Here is an 18,670-nt window from a genome sequence, read left to right as displayed (position 1 = left end):
GCCCGCGCGGCATACAACCTTTTTATTTTAAGACACCACTATACAAAATATCCACTTTTACTTCAGGTTTAAACTTCACTTTTGCATAATCTTTATTCCAATTTTTTTTCTTCCATAAATCAGGATGATAAGCGATAAGATGTCTTCCGATACCGAAAGCATCACAATTTGCTTTTTGTAGCTTTTTCGTTATTTGTTTAGCTTCTTTCGTAAGTTGTTTCGATAATTCTCTATTTAGCTTTTCTCTTTCACCCATTTTATAAAGATTATCCCTTGGAGCTTCAAGCGCTATAATTTTTAGTTGAAGCTTAATGTGAGCATAAACATTTCCTTTTTTATCTGTTGTTATTTTTAAGTCTCGTTTTAATTTCTGATTGCTCACTTCCATTGTTAAATAATCAGATGTCTTCTCTGATTCATCACTAGTAAGTTTTTGGGTTATACGGGCACTTGTTCCCATTTTTCCGGTTAATAACACGAATAAAACAGCTTGTTTCAGGGGTAAATGTCCAGTTAATTTGTCTTTATTAAATAAAGCTAACCCGTCTGTAATAACTTCTTTTCCTTTTATTTTTATTGAAGGGAGAGTGAAATCTTTACCCGGATCTAACATTTTTGTAGCAGCTGTTTCTAAAGTTTCTTTTGGAAACACACTCATATCTTCTAAGCTTTTCACTTTTTTCTTTAGAAAATCTCCAATCAGTAAATTCCCTACTTTCTTCTTTTCGAGTATCTCGGATGTGTCACCATCTACTGAAATAAGCTTCACTAAAGCAGTTGGGTTTGTTGGGTCTCGAAAGCTGACATCTAAATAGGGTAGTATACCTTTTTGTTGGATTTTTGTTCCTAATAATTGAACACCGTATTTAAAGTAACGGATATTCCCAGTTACATTTTTTTTCAGTGCATCGCTTGTATCTCTTATGTTATGTCCGGTTGCTGAATGTACTTCATTCTCGAATGAAGACTGTTCGCCACTTGAACTTTTTACGAGCTCAATCGTTTGCTGAAGTTTATTTTCTTCTGTAATATCATATCCAATACTATAAGCTAATCTTGCCTCTCTTAATGGTTCTTGATCCCAACAGGCAGAAAGGAATGAACTAGCACATAATACAAAAAGTAATTTAATTCTTTTTTTGAACATACTGCTCTCCTTTCTTATTTCTTATTACTGAATAAAGTAGAAATAAAAGAGGGAGGACAACTATGAAAATATAGGTGAACTTATCAGTGAAAGTTGCAATTACTTTTAATTCTTCAGGTGTAACTATAAATAAGGCTACACTAAAAGCAATAATACCAACGATTGGAACAGCTTTTTTATGATTAGCAAGATTGAATATATGTCCAATTCCGATTGAAGCAGCACAATAATAACTAGCAATAGAAGCCACAACTGTTATCATCCATATTGGTATGAATAGTAAATCAGTCCGGTCTATAATCCCGATATGCAAGGAGCGTAGTAAGTAAGCAACTGGCTCTGGAATAAGCTCAACTTGTTTTGGACTAAATACGATAAAGCAAATCCAAACTGTAAAGGCATAAAAAAGAGTTACAAATCCATTAGCTATAGAAATTGCCTTCAGTTTTGCCACAGAACTCCCGTTTACTTTTGGGAAAGCGATAAGAATAATTTCAAAACCATACATGGCTGTAATTGTTTCTTTGGATGCTTGAATAATATTCCACCATCCAGCCTCTGTAATGGGGAAAATATAAGAAAAATCAGCTCGCGAGAGCCCAAGGGCAATTAAAAAAGCCATTGGTAAAATGAGGATAGAAGCCATGACGTAAAACCGTACGATAACTTTAAACGTATTATAAGCTACATAACAACAAGCAATTGTAAATAGTATGAGAATGGCATACCAAGGAGTTGCTTGTAATATCCATACTTTAATGACATTACAAGCATTTAACATAACCGTCATACCGATAAGGGTAAAATAAAAAACATAAGCAAAACCTAATAGTTTTCCAAGTTTATTACCAAATAGCATACAAACACTTTCATACATATCTGCATCAGGAAATCGTTTTAAGAGAAGCCACATAAGTAAAATAATAAGTTGAATTGCAAAACCAGCGATGAGAACAGCAATCCATCCACCACCTTTCGCTATTGGGTGAAGACGGTTTGGTAGAGAAAGTATACCAACACCGATTTGGCATTGAATAACGAAAAAGGTAAATTGAACTAGTGAAATTTTACTTTGCGTGTTTGTCACCGTTCTCATCCTCTCTCGTTACATGTTGTCGTTGCATTGTTTTAGGTTTTGGATCATGTGGTCGTTCCCAAAACGACCAAATTGGTAGTCTTACAAAAGAATCTTTCATATCTTTTATCCGCATTGGTGCAAGAGGAGAAAGATATGGTGTATGAAATGAATGTAGCTGGCATAAATGAACGAAAGTTATAATTAGACCGAATGATATTCCTACGTACCCGAATATAGCAGCAAGGATCATTAACGGAAAACGAAGGATCCGAACTGCTGAGCTCATATCGTTTGATGGAACAAGAAAAGATGCAATTGCAGTTAAAGCTACAACGATAATCATTGTGTAAGAAACGAGTCCAGCTTTTACAATTGCATCCCCAATTACTAAACCGCCTACAATACCGATTGTTTGTCCAACGCGGCTCGGCAGACGAATACCAGCTTCGCGCAATAATTCGAAGATCAATTCCATTAAGAGAGCTTCAAAAATAGGAGGAAGTGGCACTTTTTCTAATGAAGCTTTAATTGTATAAACGAGTTCGAGTGGCAACACATCAGGATGAAAAGCGACAGTTGCGATATATATAGCTGGTAAGAGAAAGGCAATTAAAAAACTTACTAAGCGAATCATTCGCACGAAAGAACCGACAATCCAGCGATTATTATAGTCATCAGGTGATTGATAAAAAGCGAATAATGTAACAGGAACGATAAGAGCTGTTGGATCTCCGTCAGATAAAATAGCAACTCGCCCCTCCATTAAATTGGCAGCCACTCTATCTGGGCGCTCTGTATTTAATTGCTGCGGGAATGGTGAGAAAGATGTATCTTCTATAAATTCCTGTATGTAGCCTGGTGGCATGAGTGCGTCTGTCTTAATCATTTCTAATCTTCTTTTTACTTCTGCAACGAGATCGTCATTAGCTATATTTTGAATATAAGTAATTGCCACTTTCGTGTGCATTTCTTCACCAAGTGTGAAATATTTAACGACGACATTTGGACTTTTTATGAGTTTACGAATAGAAGCTAAATTGGTTGCTAAATCTTCTACAAAACCGGTATGTGGTCCACGTACAATGCCTTCATTATCCGGCTCTGTTATATCTCTTTTTAAAGATAGAGCTGTTTCGAAAATACAAAAGCTATCGACGTGTTCATGAAAATATAATGATTTTCCTTGTAATAAAAGCTGCACCCCATAATTTAAATTCGTTTCTTTTTTCATATTTAATGTAGAAAAAGCTTTATCTAAAGCCAAATCCGTCCGCGTTAATAAAGGCTCAAGAGCCAATTGGTGAATTAAATTTGGGTCTGCTAAAGATTCAATATATAAGATTGTTCCTTTTCCGTTTTGAAAAGGGATATCTAATTTTTTTATATCATCCGAGTGGCAAAGTTTATTTTCAATATAATTAACGTTTTCCGGAAGTGATGGAAACATATGCTTTTGGTTCTTGCTTTCTTGCTGTTCTTCGTGTTGTGTCATAAATTCCACCTCTTTTAGAATAAAATTCCTTCTGTTAATTTTTGTTTTTTATAAGAAATTTATGCTTGGATTATTTGAAAAATTAGCTTGAAAGTTACGTTACATCATCTTTTATACTAAAGAAAATAGGATGTAGAGGATGGTGTAGATGACTTTAAAATATATGTGGGGATGGAAAGAAATTTTATATTTATTTGTTTTTGTATTTCTGATTGTACCAATAATGGTTGAATCTCTTTTTTATGATTATGCTTTAAAAATAATAGGGAACTCATTATATGCTGGAGTATTAATGGGACTTATGATGGCAGTGATATTTACCTTTGTAGTATATCTTTTTTGCATAAAAAGATATAAATTGTCGTGGAAAGATATTGGAATTCGGAAGCTTTCATGGAAAGATTTATTGTGGACAGTTGTAGTGGTTATTTTCTTAATTATAGTTAGTGCTGCTGTATTAATGATAATGGAGAAAATGGGTATTTTCTTTGAAAATAGTAAAACAGAGACGGTCCAAAATAATAAATCAATCTACGCATTTTGTATCGCGGTAATTGGAGCGGCGGTTATATCTCCAATCTACGAAGAGATTTTATATCGAGGTGCTTTTTATACGTTTTTTCGTGAGAGATATGGCATATGGGGCGGCGTACTTATAAGTTCCATAATATTTACCGTTGTTCATATTCCAACATATAACACATTACCGGTGAATTTTTTAAGCGGAGTAGCATTTGCGTGGTTATATGAGAAAACAAATTCTATTTTATCGGCTATGATTGCCCATGCACTATTTAACTTCATAGCAGTACTTCTCACATTTATGTCGAATTAAGAAGAGATATAGGAGGGATACATATGGAAATAGCTGTAGAACGAGTTTTTACAAAAGAGATTTTAGCAAGAGCAGCAAAGGCATATCATGTAACGGTGGAAGAAAAGCCACTTGGTGATTTTGAGAATTATATTTTTAAGGCGAAGGATACAAATAATGAAGATTGCGTATTACGCTTAACTCATTCTTCTCATCGGTCTAAAAAAGAGGTAGAGGCGGAACTAGATTTTTTACGGTATGTTGCGGAGCATGGGGCGAAAGTGGCGGGACCTCGTAATTCAATATCTCAAAATCTTGTAGAAGAAATCGGAGCGGAAGATGGCACTTTCTTTTTTGCTTCCTTATTTACATATGCAAAAGGTGAGCAAGTAAAAGGAGAAGAATCGCCTTATTGGGGAGATGCTTACTTTGAAGCGTGGGGAAAAGCGATTGGACAACTGCATCGTCTTACAATGAATTACCCTAAAACAGACTACCGTGATACGTGGGAAGAGGACGAAAGTAGCATTGTTAATGAATTAGAAGATGAGAAGGTGAAAGGGATTGCCACTGTATTAATGGAGGAAATAAAGGCTCTTCCGGTTAAAAGAGAAACATTCGGCCTTATGCATGGCGATATTCATCCAGGGAATTTTCATTATGATGGCAAAGAGCTAACAATCTTTGATTTTGATGATGCAGCTTATAATTACTTTATACATGATTTAGCAATGGTTCTCTATTACTCTGTTCTATTTACACCGTGGACTGCAGAAGAGAAGACAAAATTTGCTCGTAAACAGTTGCAGGTGCTAAGAAAGGGTTATGAATATGAGCACAGGTTAGCGGATAGGTGGTATGAAGCGTTACCGTTGTTTTTACGTCTACGTGATATTGGTTTATACGGTACGCTTCAAAAGAAGTTTAAAGGGAAAGATATGCCAGATCATTTCCGACAATTAGCAGAACAACTCTATGAAAGAATTATAAAGAGGGAAGCAATTGTGAATATATAATACATTCACATCGAAACAAAGTATACAAAATAAATGTATACTTTGTTTTTTTATACAAAAATATGTTTACTTTATTAAAATAATATTGTTATAGATTCGGTATACACTTATAATTTTATATATATTCTGAATATTCTTTACAAAGAAGGAGGGGGAAAGTTGGAAGCTATCGTAAGTTGGATAAATAATATTGTTTGGAGTCCAGCACTTGTCTATTTATGTTTAGGAGTAGGTTTATATTTTTCCATTCGAACGAGGTTTTTACAAGTAAGACACGTAGGAGAAATGGTGAAGCTGACATTTCAAGGAGAAAAATCAGATGCTGGTGTTTCTTCATTCCAGGCGTTAGCACTTTCTTTATCAGGACGCGTTGGAACAGGGAATATAGCTGGGGTAGCCACAGCGGTTGCATTCGGTGGACCAGGAGCTGTATTTTGGATGTGGGCAGTAGCCTTTTTAGGAGCAGGATCGGCTTATGTAGAATCTACATTAGCACAAATATATAAGACGAAACATCAAGGGCAGTTTCGCGGTGGACCTGCTTATTACATTGAAAAAGGACTAGGCGTTAAATGGTATGCTTTAGTATTCGTTGCAGCAACAATTCTTGCAACAGGAATGCTGCTTCCAGGTGTTCAAGCGAATAGTATTGCTGTAAGTCTAGAAACAGCTTTTGGTATTAATACTTCTGTATCCGGAGCGGTATTAGTAGCGGCATTAGCACTTATTATTTTTGGTGGAGTTAAGCGAATTGTTAACGTAGCGCAAGTTGTAGTACCGTTTATGGCGCTTGGTTATATTTTAGTAGCTTGTATAATTGTTGCTATGAATATCGAAAAATTACCGGAAGCATTTATGTTAATTATAAAAAGTGCATTTGCATTAGAAGCAGCTTTTGGTGGGATTATCGGTTTAGCAATTTCTTGGGGTGTAAAACGTGGTATTTATTCAAATGAAGCAGGGCAAGGAACTGGACCGCATGCAGCAGCAGCAGCTGAAGTATCGCATCCAGCTAAACAAGGGTTAGTACAAGCATTTTCCGTTTACATTGATACATTATTTGTTTGTTCAGCAACAGCATTTATGATGATTATTACAGGCATGTATAACGTATTTGATGCAAGCGGAAAAAACTTTATCGTCAATAAATTAAACGGTGCACAGCCGGGTCCTGGTTATACACAGGCAGCAGTAGAATCTGTTTTCCCTGGATTTGGAAACGGTTTCGTAGCAATCTCTTTACTATTCTTTGCGTTTACAACAATTATGGCTTATTACTACATTGCAGAAACGAATATCGCTTACTTAAATCGTGATAAAGACCGCCCTTGGATGTCTATCGTACTAAAGTTTGTATTCTTAGGAGTTGTATTCTACGGTTGCGTAAAAACAGCAGCAACAGCGTGGGCTTTAGGAGATATTGGTGTAGGAATTATGGCATGGGTTAACATTATTGCGATTCTATTATTACAAAAGCCGGCATTGATTGCATTAAAGGATTATGAAAAGCAGAAAAAAGAAGGAAAAGATCCAGTATTCGATCCGCAAAAATTAGGAATTAAAAATGCTGATTTCTGGGAGCATGAATACGGGAAAGACAAGAAAGAAGAAGTATCTTAAGAGAATAGAAATGAAGGAGCAAAGGGAAATCCCTTTGCTCTTTTTTATGGACAAAATGAAGCTGAAAGTTATTTTTTTGCCTATTTTTGAATATAAAAAGAATGTACATGCTTTGTTTAGGGGAAGGGGGGAGTATGTTGATAGAGTTTCGTAATGTAAATAAATATTATGGTAACTTCCAAGTTTTGAAAAATATTAATGTGCAAGTGAAAAAAGGTGAAGTGGTAGTAGTTGTTGGTCCTTCAGGATCAGGAAAAAGTACATTGCTTCGTTGTATAAATCAGTTAGAGGCGATTACCGATGGAGAATTAATTGTACAAAATACAGACGTACACAATAAAAAAACAGATATGAATGAATTACGCCGAAATATTGGTATGGTCTTCCAGCATTTTTACTTATACCCACATAAAACAGTTCTGCAGAATATTACACTAGCACCAATTAAAGTAAATAAAATTTCAAAAGAAGAAGCAGAGAAAACAGCGATGTTTTATTTAGGGAAAGTGGGAATCCCGGAGAAGGCGGGTGTATATCCCCATCAATTATCCGGAGGTCAACAGCAAAGGGTAGCTATTGCTAGAGGGCTCGCGATGCAACCGGAAATTATGCTATTTGATGAGCCTACGTCCGCTCTTGATCCAGAGATGATCGGAGAAGTGCTTGATGTTATGAAAGCGCTGGCTAAAGAAGGAATGACGATGGTCGTCGTCACACATGAGATGGGATTTGCACGTGAGGTAGCAGATAGAATTTTATTTATGGATGACGGTCAAATTATCGAAGATACAACACCAGCACAATTTTTTGCAAATCCTGAACAAGAAAGAGCACGTCTATTTTTAAGCCGGGTATTAAATCATTAAAGGAGGAATTTTATGCTTAAGATGAAAAAGTTGTTTACCCTAATCGTATTCTCATGTTTATTCGTGCTTATTGTTGCTGGATGCGGAGGTAAAAAAGACGAGGCGAAAGAAACGAATACGAAGCAAGGCGGAGCTGTTGAACAAATTAAGAAGCGCGGAAAGTTAGTAGTTGGGGTGAAGAATGATACGAATTTATTTGGATTGAAAAACCCTTCAACAGGGCAGGTAGAAGGATTTGATATTGATATCGCGAAGGCGCTTGCGAAAAAAATTCTTGGTGATGAAAAGAAATTAGAGCTGAAAGAAGTAACATCTAAAACACGTATTCCAATGCTGAAAAATGGTGATATTGATGCCATTATTGCGACAATGACAATTACGGAAGAGCGTAAAAAAGAAGTGGATTTTTCAGATGTATATTTTAAAGCGGGGCAATCGTTACTTGTGAAAAAAGGAAGCAATATTAAAAGTATTGATGATGTAAAACAAGGCATTAAAGTATTGGCTGTAAAAGGCTCAACGTCTACAAATAACATTCGTCAAAAATCACCAGAAGCAACAGTATTAGAATTTGAAAATTACAGTGAAGCATTTACAGCGTTAAAAGCAGGTAAAGGCGATGTTTTAACGACAGATAATGCGATTCTTTACGGAATGGCAAAACAAGATTCTAATTATGAAGTTGTAGGCAAAATTTTCACGGATGAACCGTATGGAATTGCAGTACAAAAAGGCGCAGACGATTTAACGAAAGAGATTAATAACTTACTAAAAGATATGAAGGCGAGTGGAGAGTACGACAAATTATATGAAAAATGGATCGGTCAAAAACAAGAGAAGTAAAGTGAAACTTTATTTCTCGTGATAAATAGTAAGAGTGAGAGGATGAGAGTACTCATCCTCTTCTTGTAAAGAAAGAGGGGAGAATATGTGCCTGATTTTTCTATTTTGACGAATAATATTGATATGTATTTAGAAGGATTTAAATATACGGTGATGTCTAGTGTAGTTGCGCTAATAGGAAGTTTTGTTTTAGGAATTGTTATGGCAGTGATGCGAATTTCACCTATTCGTATTTTGAATTGGATTGGCTCTGCCTATGTAGAGTTTGTTAGAAATATTCCACTCGTATTAATTGCATTCATTTTCTATTTTGCTTTGCCTGTAATAGGAATTACTTTCAACGGTTTTGTAGCAGGGACAGTTGCGCTTACAGTTTATACAGCGGCTTTTATTGCGGAAGTAATTCGTGCTGGTATTTTATCAGTCGCGAAAGGTCAAATGGAAGCAGCACGTTCTTCAGGATTAACTTATACGCAAGCGATGTATTATGTCGTCTTACCTCAAGCGATGAAAATCGTCATTCCTCCTCTAGGAAATCAATTTCTCAATTTAGTAAAAAACTCTTCAATACTCGGAATTATTGCTGGAACGGATTTAATGTATCAAGGAGACTTAATTTCAACGAAGACATTCGTTACGTTTGATGTATATATATTTGTCGGGATGTTTTATTTAATATTAACAATTCCGCTAAGTATGCTAGTGCGTTATTTAGAAAGACGCTTGGCAAAGGAGGGGGTGTAGATGGATTTTCAAGGTGCTATTACAGGAGATCATATACTCTTTTTATTAAAAGGATTGCTTATCACGCTAGAAGTCGCTCTTGTAGCGATTGTACTTAGTTTTATTATCGGTAGTGTAATAGGAACGTTGCGCTATGCAAAAATACCCGTCATCTCACAAATACTAGGCTTTATCGTTGAAGTTATTCGGAATTTACCACTTCTTTTAATTATATTTTTCACGTATTTTGCACTTCCAGAGGCAGGTTTGAAGTTAGAAATTATAACAGCCGCAATTGTTGCTTTAACGATATTTGAAGCAGCGATGATATCTGAAATTGTTAGAAGTGGCTTATTATCTATCGAAAGAGGACAAATTGAAGCGGCGCGCTCTTCAGGATTAACATATGTCCAGACGCTTTGGCACATTATTTTACCGCAAGCACTTAGAAGAATGGTTCCTCCGCTTGTTAGTCAATTTATTTCATTGTTAAAGGATACGTCATTAGCGGTTGTTATATCATTGCCAGAGCTTATGCATAATGCTCAAATTATTAGCGGACAGAACGTAAATTATATGATTCCAACATTTATACTAGCAGCTTGTATGTATTTCGTTGTAAATTACGGTTTATCAATTTTATCTAGAAGATTAGAAATACGTTAACTCTTACAATAATACGTAAGGGTTTTTCCTTATTAATCCTTAATTACCTTAAAATAGAATCTGAATCTCTTAATAATTAAATTTTTATAATGTTTTATCAGAAAAGTTTTAATTTTATATAGAAATTGTAACCGCTTTCGTGTATATTTTTATTATCAGAAAATTTTAAAAAGAGATAGAGGGTTTATAGGGGAGGATTACAATGCAGCAAACAACGAATGATAAACTACATCGTACGATGAAGAGTAGACATTTATTTATGATCGCACTAGGTGGTGTAATCGGGACAGGTTTTTTCCTAGGTTCAGGATACACTATTAATCAAGCTGGACCAGGGGGAGCCATCCTTTCATATTTAGTGGGCGGATTTATTATGTATTTAACAATGCTTTGTCTTGGAGAGCTAACGGTAGCGATGCCAGTTTCAGGATCTTTCCAAAAGTATGCGACGAAGTTTATTGGACCAGGAACTGGGTTTATGATCGGCTGGCTATACTGGATTGGATGGGCGGTAACAGTAGGATTAGAATTAACATCGATCGGTTTAATGATGAAAAGATGGTTTCCGAATGTTGATGTTTGGGTATGGTGTCTCGTATTCGGGGTTATTTTATATGCTTCAAACGCTATTTCAGCGAAAAGTTATGCTGAATTAGAGTTTTGGTTCTCTAGTATTAAAGTAGTTACAATTATTGCATTCATTCTACTTGGTGGTAGCGCATTACTAGGATTTTTACCATACGACGGAAAAGAAGCAGCACCTCTTTTCTCTAACTTTGTAAGTGATGGTGGGCTATTCCCAAATGGACTAGCCGCAGTGCTTCTTACGATGATTACAGTTAACTTTTCATTCCAAGGAACAGAGTTAATCGGGATTGCAGCAGGAGAGAGTCAGAATCCTGAAAAAACAATTCCACGTGCAATTCGTAATACAGTATGGCGTATTATGATATTCTTCATCTTAACAATGACAATTTTAGTAGGATTAATTTCTTGGAAAGAAGCAGGAGTAATTGAAAGTCCATTCGTAGTTGTATTTGATAAAATCGGTATTCCATATGCAGCTGATATTATGAACTTCGTTATTATCACTGCTTTATTATCTGTAGCGAACTCAGGATTATATGCAGCAACGCGTATACTATGGTCACTTGCAAATGAAGGAATGGCACCAACTTCTTTCAAGAAAGTAAATAAACGTGGTATTCCAATTACAGCGTTAGTCGTAACGATTGCTGTTGCGGCGTTATCTTTATTAACAAGCTTCCTTGCAGAAGATACAGTATATATGTACTTATTATCTATAGCTGGCTTATCGGCTGTTTCAAGTTGGATCATTATTGCTTTATCGCAACTTCGCTTTAGAAGTCAGTATATAAAAGGCGGAGGAAAATTAGAGGACTTAAAGTATAGAACACCACTATACCCGATTGTTCCGATTTTAGCTTTAATTACAAATAGTATCGTTGTTATTAGTTTAGCGTTTATTCCAGAACAACGAATGGCTTTATATTGTGGTATTCCATTTATCATTTTCTGCTATATATATTATTATATGAGTAAGAAACGGAAGAAACCGATGAAAGTGGAGATGGAAACGAAGTATGAAAATAAAAATTAAGCATGATGATATAGAGGCAGATTTATCGTATGGTCCATTAGCGATTGGAAAAGAAAACGGGTATTCACCGTTACAATTACTCATTTCTTCTATCGCAGGATGTAGTGCAATTGTCTTCCGAACAATTTTAGAAAAGAAACGTATTACATACGATACGTTTACAATTGAAACTGAAATTGGGAGAAGTGAAGCTTTATCAAAACCAGTTGAAAGTGTTCATTTGCACTATAAAATTAAAGCGCAAAATATTACAGAAGAGCAGTTGGACAAGGCGCTGCAGCTTGCAGTGAAGAATTGCACGATTGTTCAATCTGTAAAAGATAGTATAAAAGTTACGGAAACAATTGAATTAGTAAAGTGAAACATAAAAACGTGAGAATACGGCTCTCACGTTTTTATGTTTTTAATAAAGGGGGAAATATGATGGAATGTTTAGGGTGTAGATTAGCAAGCGGAGAGGAAAAAATATATAAAGTATATGAAGATGAGCATGTAACATGCTTTTTAGATCATGAACCTTTCTATCCAGGACATACTTTAATTGTGCCAAAGCAGCATGTTGTAGAAGTGGACGAATTAGATGATGTTATAGCGAAATCTATTATGGATGCTTCTAAGCTGATTGCAAAAGCGATTAAATCATTATATAAACCAGATGGAATTACAGTTTGTCAAAATGGTGGAATCTTTAATGAGTTAACGCATTACCATATGCATGTCGTACCGAGATATAAAGAGCGCTCGTTTGCCGAGTTTTATACGGTACAACTAGGAGAAAAGAAGAATCATAACTTGGAAGAGACACAGAATTTGTTACAAGAAGCGATAGAGCAAATACTGCTTACTAAAAAGGCGTAAGAGGGATGTTCTTAAGGAAACAGTCAGGAAAATTCTAATAAACAAAAGCTCAATTTCTCAGTTACAATAGAGAAATTGAGCTTTTGTCTATTCTATTATTAAATTTTATATATAAAAAGGTTTTGCGGTGTCACAAAGTATAGTGCTCATTCGTTATATAGAGTGAGAGGAGGAATTATATGAAAGTTACAAACAACGATTATGAAAAGATGGAAGAGCTATATGAGTTGTATGAACAAAAGATTTATTATGTAGCGTATTCTATTTTAAATAATATTCAACAGGCTGAAGATGCGGTTCAAGAGACGTTTATTACTCTTTATAAGAACTTGGAAAAGCTCCATAGCTTGAGCACTGAAGAGCTTAAACGCTACATTTTGAGGGTCGCGAAAAACAAGGCGATTGATAGTTACCGGAAAAATAAACGACATGAAACATTTTTAGAAGAATATGAAAGAGAATCAACAGAAGCAGTAGATGAAAATATTGAAGAGTGGGAAAAACGTACAATGTCTGAGGTTCAAATTGATACATTGCTAAAAGAGTTAAATGAATCTAATAGACAGGTATTTAAGTACAAAGTCTTCTATAACTTAACGTATCAAGAAATTTCAAGTGTCATGGGGATAACGGAGGCTAATGTCCGTAAGCAGTTTGAGCGTGCTCGAAAACGAGTTCAAAATATGATAGGAGGTATACAACATGACGAATTCAAAGAACTCCAAAGAAATGTATGACCTTGCTGAAAAAATTGCTTTAGATGATTTTGATAAACTCGAAGAACAACATGAATTTTCACATACATATACGCGCAAAAAGAAATTGTTTATGGAAGAAATGAAGCTGAAGGGCGAGCGACCACAGAAAAAGCGTAAAAGACATCGTATGTTAATCGCTGCTGCCTGTTTATTAATTGGTATGCCGACAACTGTTTTTGGTGCAGTGAAAGTCTATAATATGATTGTTCAAAAACAAAATTACGAAGTAAATGTTTCAGTAACAAATAAGGAATCGAAAAAGACTGATAAGTGGTATAAGTTGAAGGTTGGTAAATTACCAGAAAATATGGAAGCAATTGATGACTCTGCTATGAAATATTCATTTAAAGATAACTACGCAATGGGGGGATTTTCATTTGCTCTTTGGAGGATAGGAGAAAACTCGGATTTTCAAACTCTGTATTCGAAAAGTTACGAAGAAAAGGATATAAATGGTAAAAAAGCAGTGGTTGTTCATAAAGACAATGGAAATAAAGATTTAATGTTTGATAGAGTGATTTTTCTCTATTTTGAGGAAGAGGGAATTATGTTACAAAGTTATATTGGAAACGATATAAATGAAGAACAAATGATGGATGTGTTAGGGAACATTTCACTTGAGCCTACGTCAAAAGAAAAGGCATCACATATAACAGATTATGATAAAAAGTATTTTAGCGAAGAAAGTAAGCCTAAAAAAACTAAGGTGATTCCTTTGAAAAAAGATAGTAAACGACTATTTCATATAGGACAAAAGGTTCCAGTAACGATTATCATGGATAACAGCAAAATTGAATATGTGATAGAAAAAGTTGAAGTTTTTGATTCAATCAAAGATTTTAAGCAAGAAAACTTTAATGAAACGGGATTAGGGAGACTAAGCGAGAATCAAGCTTTGGATCAAGCAGGACAATTGATACCATATAGACGGGATAAATATAAAATTGGAAATGGTAAAGATTCAATTGATCAATTAGTAGAGACAAATTTAGTTCAGCCTAAATTTGTCTACTTGACAACAACAGTGAAAAACATTGGTAAACAGGCGACAGAAGAAATCTATATGCATCCATCCATAAAACAGCTTAAATTTGAAGGGAATGCATGGGAGTACGCTGGAAAAAATGGAGTTGCAGAAAGAAATATTATGACGGGCGAAGTTGATTATTTAGAACCCCACGGAGATGGAAAAAGCTTTTACAATATTGGCAGTATCACACCAGGACAAACGGTAAAGGTTAACCTAGGTTATTTTGTAGATGAGGATAAACTAGATTCAATCTTTTTGGATGCTTTCAATTACAGAGGGACTGGCGACACTGAAAATATGAATGCGAAACATCGTTGGTGGTTTGATATTCGTCAATAGTAAAAACAATAGGAACAATTGAACCAAAAAGCTGCTTATATTTAGCAGCTTTTTTCGTCTTCATACATATGTAAAATTTCTTTCGCGCGTATACGCAAACCATCTATCAATTCTCTCGGTCCTAAAATTCGTGCATCTTTTCCAAGTCTATAAAATAAAGGAGTAATAAAGTTAATTTCACCTTTATCAATTGTTGAATTTATATACCCTGTCCCATCTTCGTTTACTACAACGAATTCCTCAAGGTAAGGAACGCTTTTACATTGGCGCAAGCCTTCTGTCGTTAATAAAACATGTAACTGAGTAGGAATGTTTATTACGTTAGAGTTAGAGGCAAACCATTCTTCTAAATTCATGAATGTATCTTCATTTTCTTCCGTTGATAATATAGAAAGAATACGATCGACGCGATACAGTAATACTTTGTTTCGACTGTAGTCATAGGATGGCAAATACCATAAACCGTCGTGAGCATATACACCGATAGGATGAACATGTCTTGTTTTTATTCCCGATTTAGATTCGTATTGAAAGTGTAAATTTTTATTTTCAATAGCCGCTGTTAACACTTCGTTTAAAAAAGGTGTCTCAATAGCTCTCTTCGGATTCCAAAAAGCGATATAAGAACGTATTTTATCTACTTTAGCTTTCGCATCATTTTGTAGAGAGCTATACAGTTTATGAGTAACGGAATTAATTTCTGTATTAAAAGGCAAGTCTCGGTAGTAGCTTAAAGATTGAAATGCAAAAAAGATGGAGACTGCTTCTTCTTCAGTAAATAAAATAGGTGGAATTACTTTATTCGTTAATACTTTATATCCTCCGTTACGACCTTGTTCAGCATAAATGGGTAACCCCATATCACTTAAATCTAAAATGTATCTATGAACTGTACGAACGGAAATATTAAATTCATCAGCTATTTCTTGCGCTGTAAATGTTTTTTTCGCAGAAGCAAATATAAGAATGTCTAATAAACGTTTTGCTTTTGACAAATATATCACCTATTTCTTTTTAACATGACATTCATTGTCATGTTTTACTGCTAGTATATTGCTTACATCATAATTTTATCAAGATGAGATGCAAGGAGGAAAAGGTATGTCACGTGAAATTGTTTTATTTATTGCGGCTAGTTTAGATGGATATATAGCGAAAGAAGATGATGATTTACAGTGGTTAATGGAAACGGAAGGTGAGGGGGACAACGGTTATACAGAAATGTATGAAACGATTGATACAATAATTATGGGAAAGAGAACGTATGATTATGTGGTAGAGCATACGGAAACATTCCCGTACTTAGATAAAGCATGTTATGTTTTTTCTCGTTCAGAAAAAGGTTCAAACGGAAACGTGGAGTTTGTAAATGAAGATATAGTGGAATTTACAAAAAGGTTAAAAGCACAAGAAGGATCTAAAATATGGATGGTCGGTGGAGGGAGTCTACTGAGAGAGTTCTTTAAGAATAATCTAATTGATGAATATGTTGTTACGATTACACCTCATATATTAGGTTCTGGTATTCCGTTATTTAAAGAAAAGAACCCGGAAATTCATTTAACTTTAACGGATACGAAACGTTTTGGCCAATTCGTAAATCTATATTATAAAGTAAAGTCCTAAAGGATAAGAAAACACGACTATTGATGTATAGTCGTGTTTTTATGTAGCTGGTAATGAAATCGTAAAGCAAGATCCATGACCAACTTCACTTGTTGCAGTAATATTTCCGCCGTGTAGTTCTACAATTTCCTTTACGATGGAGAGTCCTAAACCAGTTCCACCTGTAGCTCTGGAGCGCGCTTTATCAACCCGGTAAAAGCGGTCGAAAATGTGAGGAAGGTCTTCTGGGGGAATACCTTCTCCCTCATCCTCAATTTTGATGGAAATATGTTTATCTTCTTCTGTAACAGAAATATTGATATGAGAATGTTCTTTTGAATGCCTGTAAGCGTTATTTAAAATGTTCACTACAACTTGTTCGAATCGCTGTTCATCCAAGTTTACTAACAGTGAAGGAGGACAAGTGAAAGAAACTGTAATGTGTCTTTCCTTATACATCGCGTTTACTTTTTCGGTTATGCGAGTAAGGAAGGTGTGTAAATGCACTTCCTTTACTTGAATAAAAAAGTTATGTTTTTCCATTTGGGCGAGTGAAAATAAATCTTGAACTAAGTTTGTAATATAATCAGATTCGTCTTTTATAATGGATAAGTATCGTAAACGTTGCTCAGGAGGTGTACTTTCTTTTAATGCAATGTCAGCATAACCTCTTACGTACGTTAAAGGTGTTCTTAATTCATGAGCAACACTTGCTAGAAATTCACTTCTTTCAGTTTTCATATAATGTAAATCATTTGCGAGAGTTTGGATGGATTCTGCTAGTTCACCAATTTCGTCATTTCGAGTAGTCGTTAATGAAACCGATAAATCCCCCTTACTCATTTTTTCAGTCGCTTGTTTCATGTGTAACAATGGTTTTGTTAATAAACGTGACAATAGAAAAATGGTGATAGCTGTTAATAGGAAAGTAATGACTCCGGCGATAATGAATTGTCTTGTTAGCCCGTTAACCATTTTTTCGATTGATTCCGTCCCGAGAAACATATATACATAGCCTTCCGTTTTTCCTGCCACTATAATTGGGCTAACTGTACATATGTAATTAGATGTTTTCCAATGATTCTCTATAATTGCTCCATCATGATCTGTTCGTGTTTGCATGCCTTCAATATGCTTTTTTATAGTAGTATTTATTTCATTGGATTTTGCTAGCACTTCCTTATTTGCATTTGTAATAATAACAGTTGTTTCAGCTTCGGATTCCATTAAAGCAACATGGGAGATTGTTTGCCTATCAAAATATTTTTCAAGGACATCTCGGTGACTATTTCCACGCTTTAATAAAGCTGTCATTTCTTCATTTACTCTATTGTTTACAAGGCTATAATAGAGCAAGACAAATAGAACACTTTCGATTAAAAGTGTAACAATTAGAAAATAAAATCCGAGTTGAAGAGAAATTCGCTTCATCATTTTGCTCCTTATTTTTCAATATCAATCCATCGATATCCTACTCCGTAAACAGTTTTTAAATGGTGATCAATGGGGAAATCTACTTTTCGTAATTTATCACGTAAATTACGAATATGTGAATCGACTGTTCTATCTTCTGTATTTGTATTTAAACCCCAAATTCGTTCAATGAGCTGATCACGGTTTAATACGTAGTTCACATGACGTAAAAATAATCCGAGTAAAGAGAACTCGATTGGTGTGAGAAGAATTTCTTCATTATAGACAGAAACGAAATGCTTTGCCTCATCCCATAAAATGCCGTGATATTGGATTTGCGTACGTTGATTCGTTCGCCTTAAAACAGCTTCAATTCTTGCGAAAAGCTCTTCTTCGTGGAATGGTTTCGTCACGTAATCATCTGCTCCGAGTTTTAACCCTTGGACAACATCTACTGTTTGATCACGAGCGGTAACCATAATAATAGGCACGTTACTAAATGATCGAATTCTTTTGCACGTTTCCCATCCGTCCATCTTTGGCATCATAATATCGAGTAAAACAAATTTAAAGTTTCGATTTTCTATATGTAAAATAGCTTCTTCTCCTGAAGTCGCACATATGCAGTTATATCCAATTGGAGTAAGATAAAGTGTTAATAATTCAAGCATTCTCGGTTCATCGTCTACGAGTAGTATATCGATCATAGAGTACCTCCGCATTTGTAGTTATTACGTTAAATTGTAAGTCAAAATCATGAAGAAATGGTGCAGATTATAAT

18 protein-coding genes and 1 pseudogene are annotated in these 18,670 nt (G+C 35.1%); 13 read left to right on the top strand and 6 right to left on the bottom strand.

The window, feature by feature from the left end:
• Positions 1-22 precede the first annotated feature (22 nt).
• The 3 genes from ACP6L7_RS24830 to gerKA are packed head-to-tail and all read right to left on the bottom strand — an operon-like array spanning position 23 to position 3,717.
• On the bottom strand, positions 23-1,147 hold the full coding sequence (locus ACP6L7_RS24830) for a Ger(x)C family spore germination protein (protein ID WP_097832848.1): 1,125 nt from the start codon (positions 1,145-1,147) through the stop codon (positions 23-25).
• Positions 1,128-2,234, bottom strand: a complete 1,107-nt coding sequence (locus tag ACP6L7_RS24825; protein WP_097832849.1) for a GerAB/ArcD/ProY family transporter — start codon at positions 2,232-2,234, stop codon at positions 1,128-1,130. Before ACP6L7_RS24825 ends, ACP6L7_RS24830 begins: the two co-directional genes overlap by 20 nt.
• A complete protein-coding gene (gene gerKA, locus ACP6L7_RS24820; protein WP_097832850.1) occupies positions 2,215-3,717 on the bottom strand; it encodes a spore germination protein GerKA in 1,503 nt (500 codons plus the stop codon). Before gerKA ends, ACP6L7_RS24825 begins: the two co-directional genes overlap by 20 nt.
• 148 nt (positions 3,718-3,865) lie before the next feature.
• On the opposite strand from gerKA, the gene ACP6L7_RS24815 reads away from it, so the two are divergent.
• The 12 genes and pseudogenes from ACP6L7_RS24815 to ACP6L7_RS24760 all read left to right on the top strand — a co-directional run bounded on the left by ACP6L7_RS24815 (position 3,866) and on the right by ACP6L7_RS24760 (position 14,871).
• Complete coding sequence (locus ACP6L7_RS24815) at positions 3,866-4,552, top strand: CPBP family intramembrane glutamic endopeptidase (RefSeq protein WP_097832851.1); 687 nt, start codon at positions 3,866-3,868, stop codon at positions 4,550-4,552.
• 23 nt (positions 4,553-4,575) lie between these two features.
• Positions 4,576-5,547 (top strand): phosphotransferase enzyme family protein, encoded by a 972-nt coding sequence (locus ACP6L7_RS24810; RefSeq protein WP_097832852.1) that lies wholly within the window; start codon positions 4,576-4,578, stop codon positions 5,545-5,547.
• Between the two features lie 159 nt (positions 5,548-5,706).
• Positions 5,707-7,167 carry an alanine/glycine:cation symporter family protein gene (locus ACP6L7_RS24805; RefSeq protein WP_097832853.1) on the top strand — a complete coding sequence of 487 codons (1,461 nt, stop codon included), beginning with the start codon at positions 5,707-5,709 and terminating at the stop codon, positions 7,165-7,167.
• A pseudogene (locus ACP6L7_RS24800) lies at positions 7,112-8,033 on the top strand (amino acid ABC transporter ATP-binding protein). Before ACP6L7_RS24805 ends, ACP6L7_RS24800 begins: the two are co-directional and overlap by 56 nt.
• Before the next feature lie 12 nt (positions 8,034-8,045).
• The gene (gene glnH / locus ACP6L7_RS24795) at positions 8,046-8,876 is read left to right on the top strand and encodes a glutamine ABC transporter substrate-binding protein GlnH (RefSeq protein WP_097832855.1); all 831 of its coding nucleotides are present in this window, start codon (positions 8,046-8,048) and stop codon (positions 8,874-8,876) included.
• An 87-nt stretch (positions 8,877-8,963) separates the two neighbouring features.
• Positions 8,964-9,620, top strand: coding sequence for an amino acid ABC transporter permease (locus ACP6L7_RS24790; protein ID WP_097832856.1), 657 nt, complete (start codon positions 8,964-8,966; stop codon positions 9,618-9,620).
• Complete coding sequence (locus tag ACP6L7_RS24785) at positions 9,621-10,265, top strand: amino acid ABC transporter permease (protein ID WP_078180786.1); 645 nt, start codon at positions 9,621-9,623, stop codon at positions 10,263-10,265. It begins immediately after the preceding gene.
• 202 nt (positions 10,266-10,467) lie between these two features.
• Entirely contained in the window at positions 10,468-11,886 is a 1,419-nt protein-coding gene (locus ACP6L7_RS24780) for an amino acid permease (protein ID WP_097832857.1), read from the top strand.
• The gene (locus tag ACP6L7_RS24775) at positions 11,870-12,247 is read left to right on the top strand and encodes an OsmC family protein (protein ID WP_097832858.1); all 378 of its coding nucleotides are present in this window, start codon (positions 11,870-11,872) and stop codon (positions 12,245-12,247) included. Before ACP6L7_RS24780 ends, ACP6L7_RS24775 begins: the two co-directional genes overlap by 17 nt.
• 62 nt (positions 12,248-12,309) lie before the next feature.
• The gene (locus ACP6L7_RS24770) at positions 12,310-12,744 is read left to right on the top strand and encodes an HIT family protein (RefSeq protein WP_097832859.1); all 435 of its coding nucleotides are present in this window, start codon (positions 12,310-12,312) and stop codon (positions 12,742-12,744) included.
• Positions 12,745-12,923: 179 nt separating this feature from the next.
• A complete protein-coding gene (locus tag ACP6L7_RS24765; RefSeq protein ID WP_097832860.1) occupies positions 12,924-13,481 on the top strand; it encodes an RNA polymerase sigma factor in 558 nt (185 codons plus the stop codon).
• The gene (locus tag ACP6L7_RS24760) at positions 13,447-14,871 is read left to right on the top strand and encodes an anti-sigma factor (RefSeq protein WP_097832861.1); all 1,425 of its coding nucleotides are present in this window, start codon (positions 13,447-13,449) and stop codon (positions 14,869-14,871) included. The genes ACP6L7_RS24765 and ACP6L7_RS24760 overlap by 35 nt, the downstream gene beginning before the upstream one ends.
• 41 nt (positions 14,872-14,912) lie before the next feature.
• Here ACP6L7_RS24760 and ACP6L7_RS24755 read toward each other — a convergent pair whose 3' ends face one another.
• Positions 14,913-15,866 carry a helix-turn-helix transcriptional regulator gene (locus ACP6L7_RS24755; protein ID WP_097832862.1) on the bottom strand — a complete coding sequence of 318 codons (954 nt, stop codon included), beginning with the start codon at positions 15,864-15,866 and terminating at the stop codon, positions 14,913-14,915.
• A 106-nt stretch (positions 15,867-15,972) separates the two neighbouring features.
• Between ACP6L7_RS24755 and ACP6L7_RS24750 the strand changes: the two genes are divergently transcribed.
• Positions 15,973-16,497 (top strand): dihydrofolate reductase family protein, encoded by a 525-nt coding sequence (locus ACP6L7_RS24750; RefSeq protein WP_097832863.1) that lies wholly within the window; start codon positions 15,973-15,975, stop codon positions 16,495-16,497.
• Positions 16,498-16,536: 39 nt separating this feature from the next.
• Here ACP6L7_RS24750 and ACP6L7_RS24745 read toward each other — a convergent pair whose 3' ends face one another.
• Both ACP6L7_RS24745 and ACP6L7_RS24740 read right to left on the bottom strand, forming a co-directional pair.
• Positions 16,537-17,907, bottom strand: coding sequence for a sensor histidine kinase (locus ACP6L7_RS24745; RefSeq protein WP_097832864.1), 1,371 nt, complete (start codon positions 17,905-17,907; stop codon positions 16,537-16,539).
• A gap of 11 nt (positions 17,908-17,918) precedes the next feature.
• Entirely contained in the window at positions 17,919-18,596 is a 678-nt protein-coding gene (locus ACP6L7_RS24740) for a response regulator transcription factor (protein ID WP_097832865.1), read from the bottom strand.
• Between the last annotated feature and the right edge of the window lie 74 nt (positions 18,597-18,670).

This window comes from Bacillus silvicola (genome assembly GCF_050524305.1).
GTDB classification, from domain to species: Bacteria; Bacillota; Bacilli; order Bacillales; family Bacillaceae_G; genus Bacillus_A; species Bacillus_A cereus_AT.
Note: the sequence above shows the minus strand (reverse complement) of the source record. Positions and strands in the feature narration are given on the sequence as shown.

Bases quoted from the DNA above. Each gene is read 5' to 3' on its own strand.
- ACP6L7_RS24830 (WP_097832848.1), bottom strand. From the start codon at position 1,147: ATGTTCAAAAAAAGAATTAAATTACTTTTTGTATTATGTGCTAGTTCA.
- gerKA (WP_097832850.1), bottom strand. From the start codon at position 3,717: ATGACACAACACGAAGAACAGCAAGAAAGCAAGAACCAAAAGCATATG.
- ACP6L7_RS24815 (WP_097832851.1), top strand. From the start codon at position 3,866: ATGACTTTAAAATATATGTGGGGATGGAAAGAAATTTTATATTTATTT.
- ACP6L7_RS24810 (WP_097832852.1), top strand. From the start codon at position 4,576: ATGGAAATAGCTGTAGAACGAGTTTTTACAAAAGAGATTTTAGCAAGA.
- glnH (WP_097832855.1), top strand. From the start codon at position 8,046: ATGCTTAAGATGAAAAAGTTGTTTACCCTAATCGTATTCTCATGTTTA.
- ACP6L7_RS24785 (WP_078180786.1), top strand. From the start codon at position 9,621: ATGGATTTTCAAGGTGCTATTACAGGAGATCATATACTCTTTTTATTA.
- ACP6L7_RS24780 (WP_097832857.1), top strand. From the start codon at position 10,468: ATGCAGCAAACAACGAATGATAAACTACATCGTACGATGAAGAGTAGA.
- ACP6L7_RS24775 (WP_097832858.1), top strand. From the start codon at position 11,870: ATGAAAATAAAAATTAAGCATGATGATATAGAGGCAGATTTATCGTAT.
- ACP6L7_RS24770 (WP_097832859.1), top strand. From the start codon at position 12,310: ATGGAATGTTTAGGGTGTAGATTAGCAAGCGGAGAGGAAAAAATATAT.
- ACP6L7_RS24765 (WP_097832860.1), top strand. From the start codon at position 12,924: ATGAAAGTTACAAACAACGATTATGAAAAGATGGAAGAGCTATATGAG.
- ACP6L7_RS24760 (WP_097832861.1), top strand. From the start codon at position 13,447: ATGACGAATTCAAAGAACTCCAAAGAAATGTATGACCTTGCTGAAAAA.
- ACP6L7_RS24750 (WP_097832863.1), top strand. From the start codon at position 15,973: ATGTCACGTGAAATTGTTTTATTTATTGCGGCTAGTTTAGATGGATAT.
- ACP6L7_RS24745 (WP_097832864.1), bottom strand. From the start codon at position 17,907: ATGAAGCGAATTTCTCTTCAACTCGGATTTTATTTTCTAATTGTTACA.
- ACP6L7_RS24740 (WP_097832865.1), bottom strand. From the start codon at position 18,596: ATGATCGATATACTACTCGTAGACGATGAACCGAGAATGCTTGAATTA.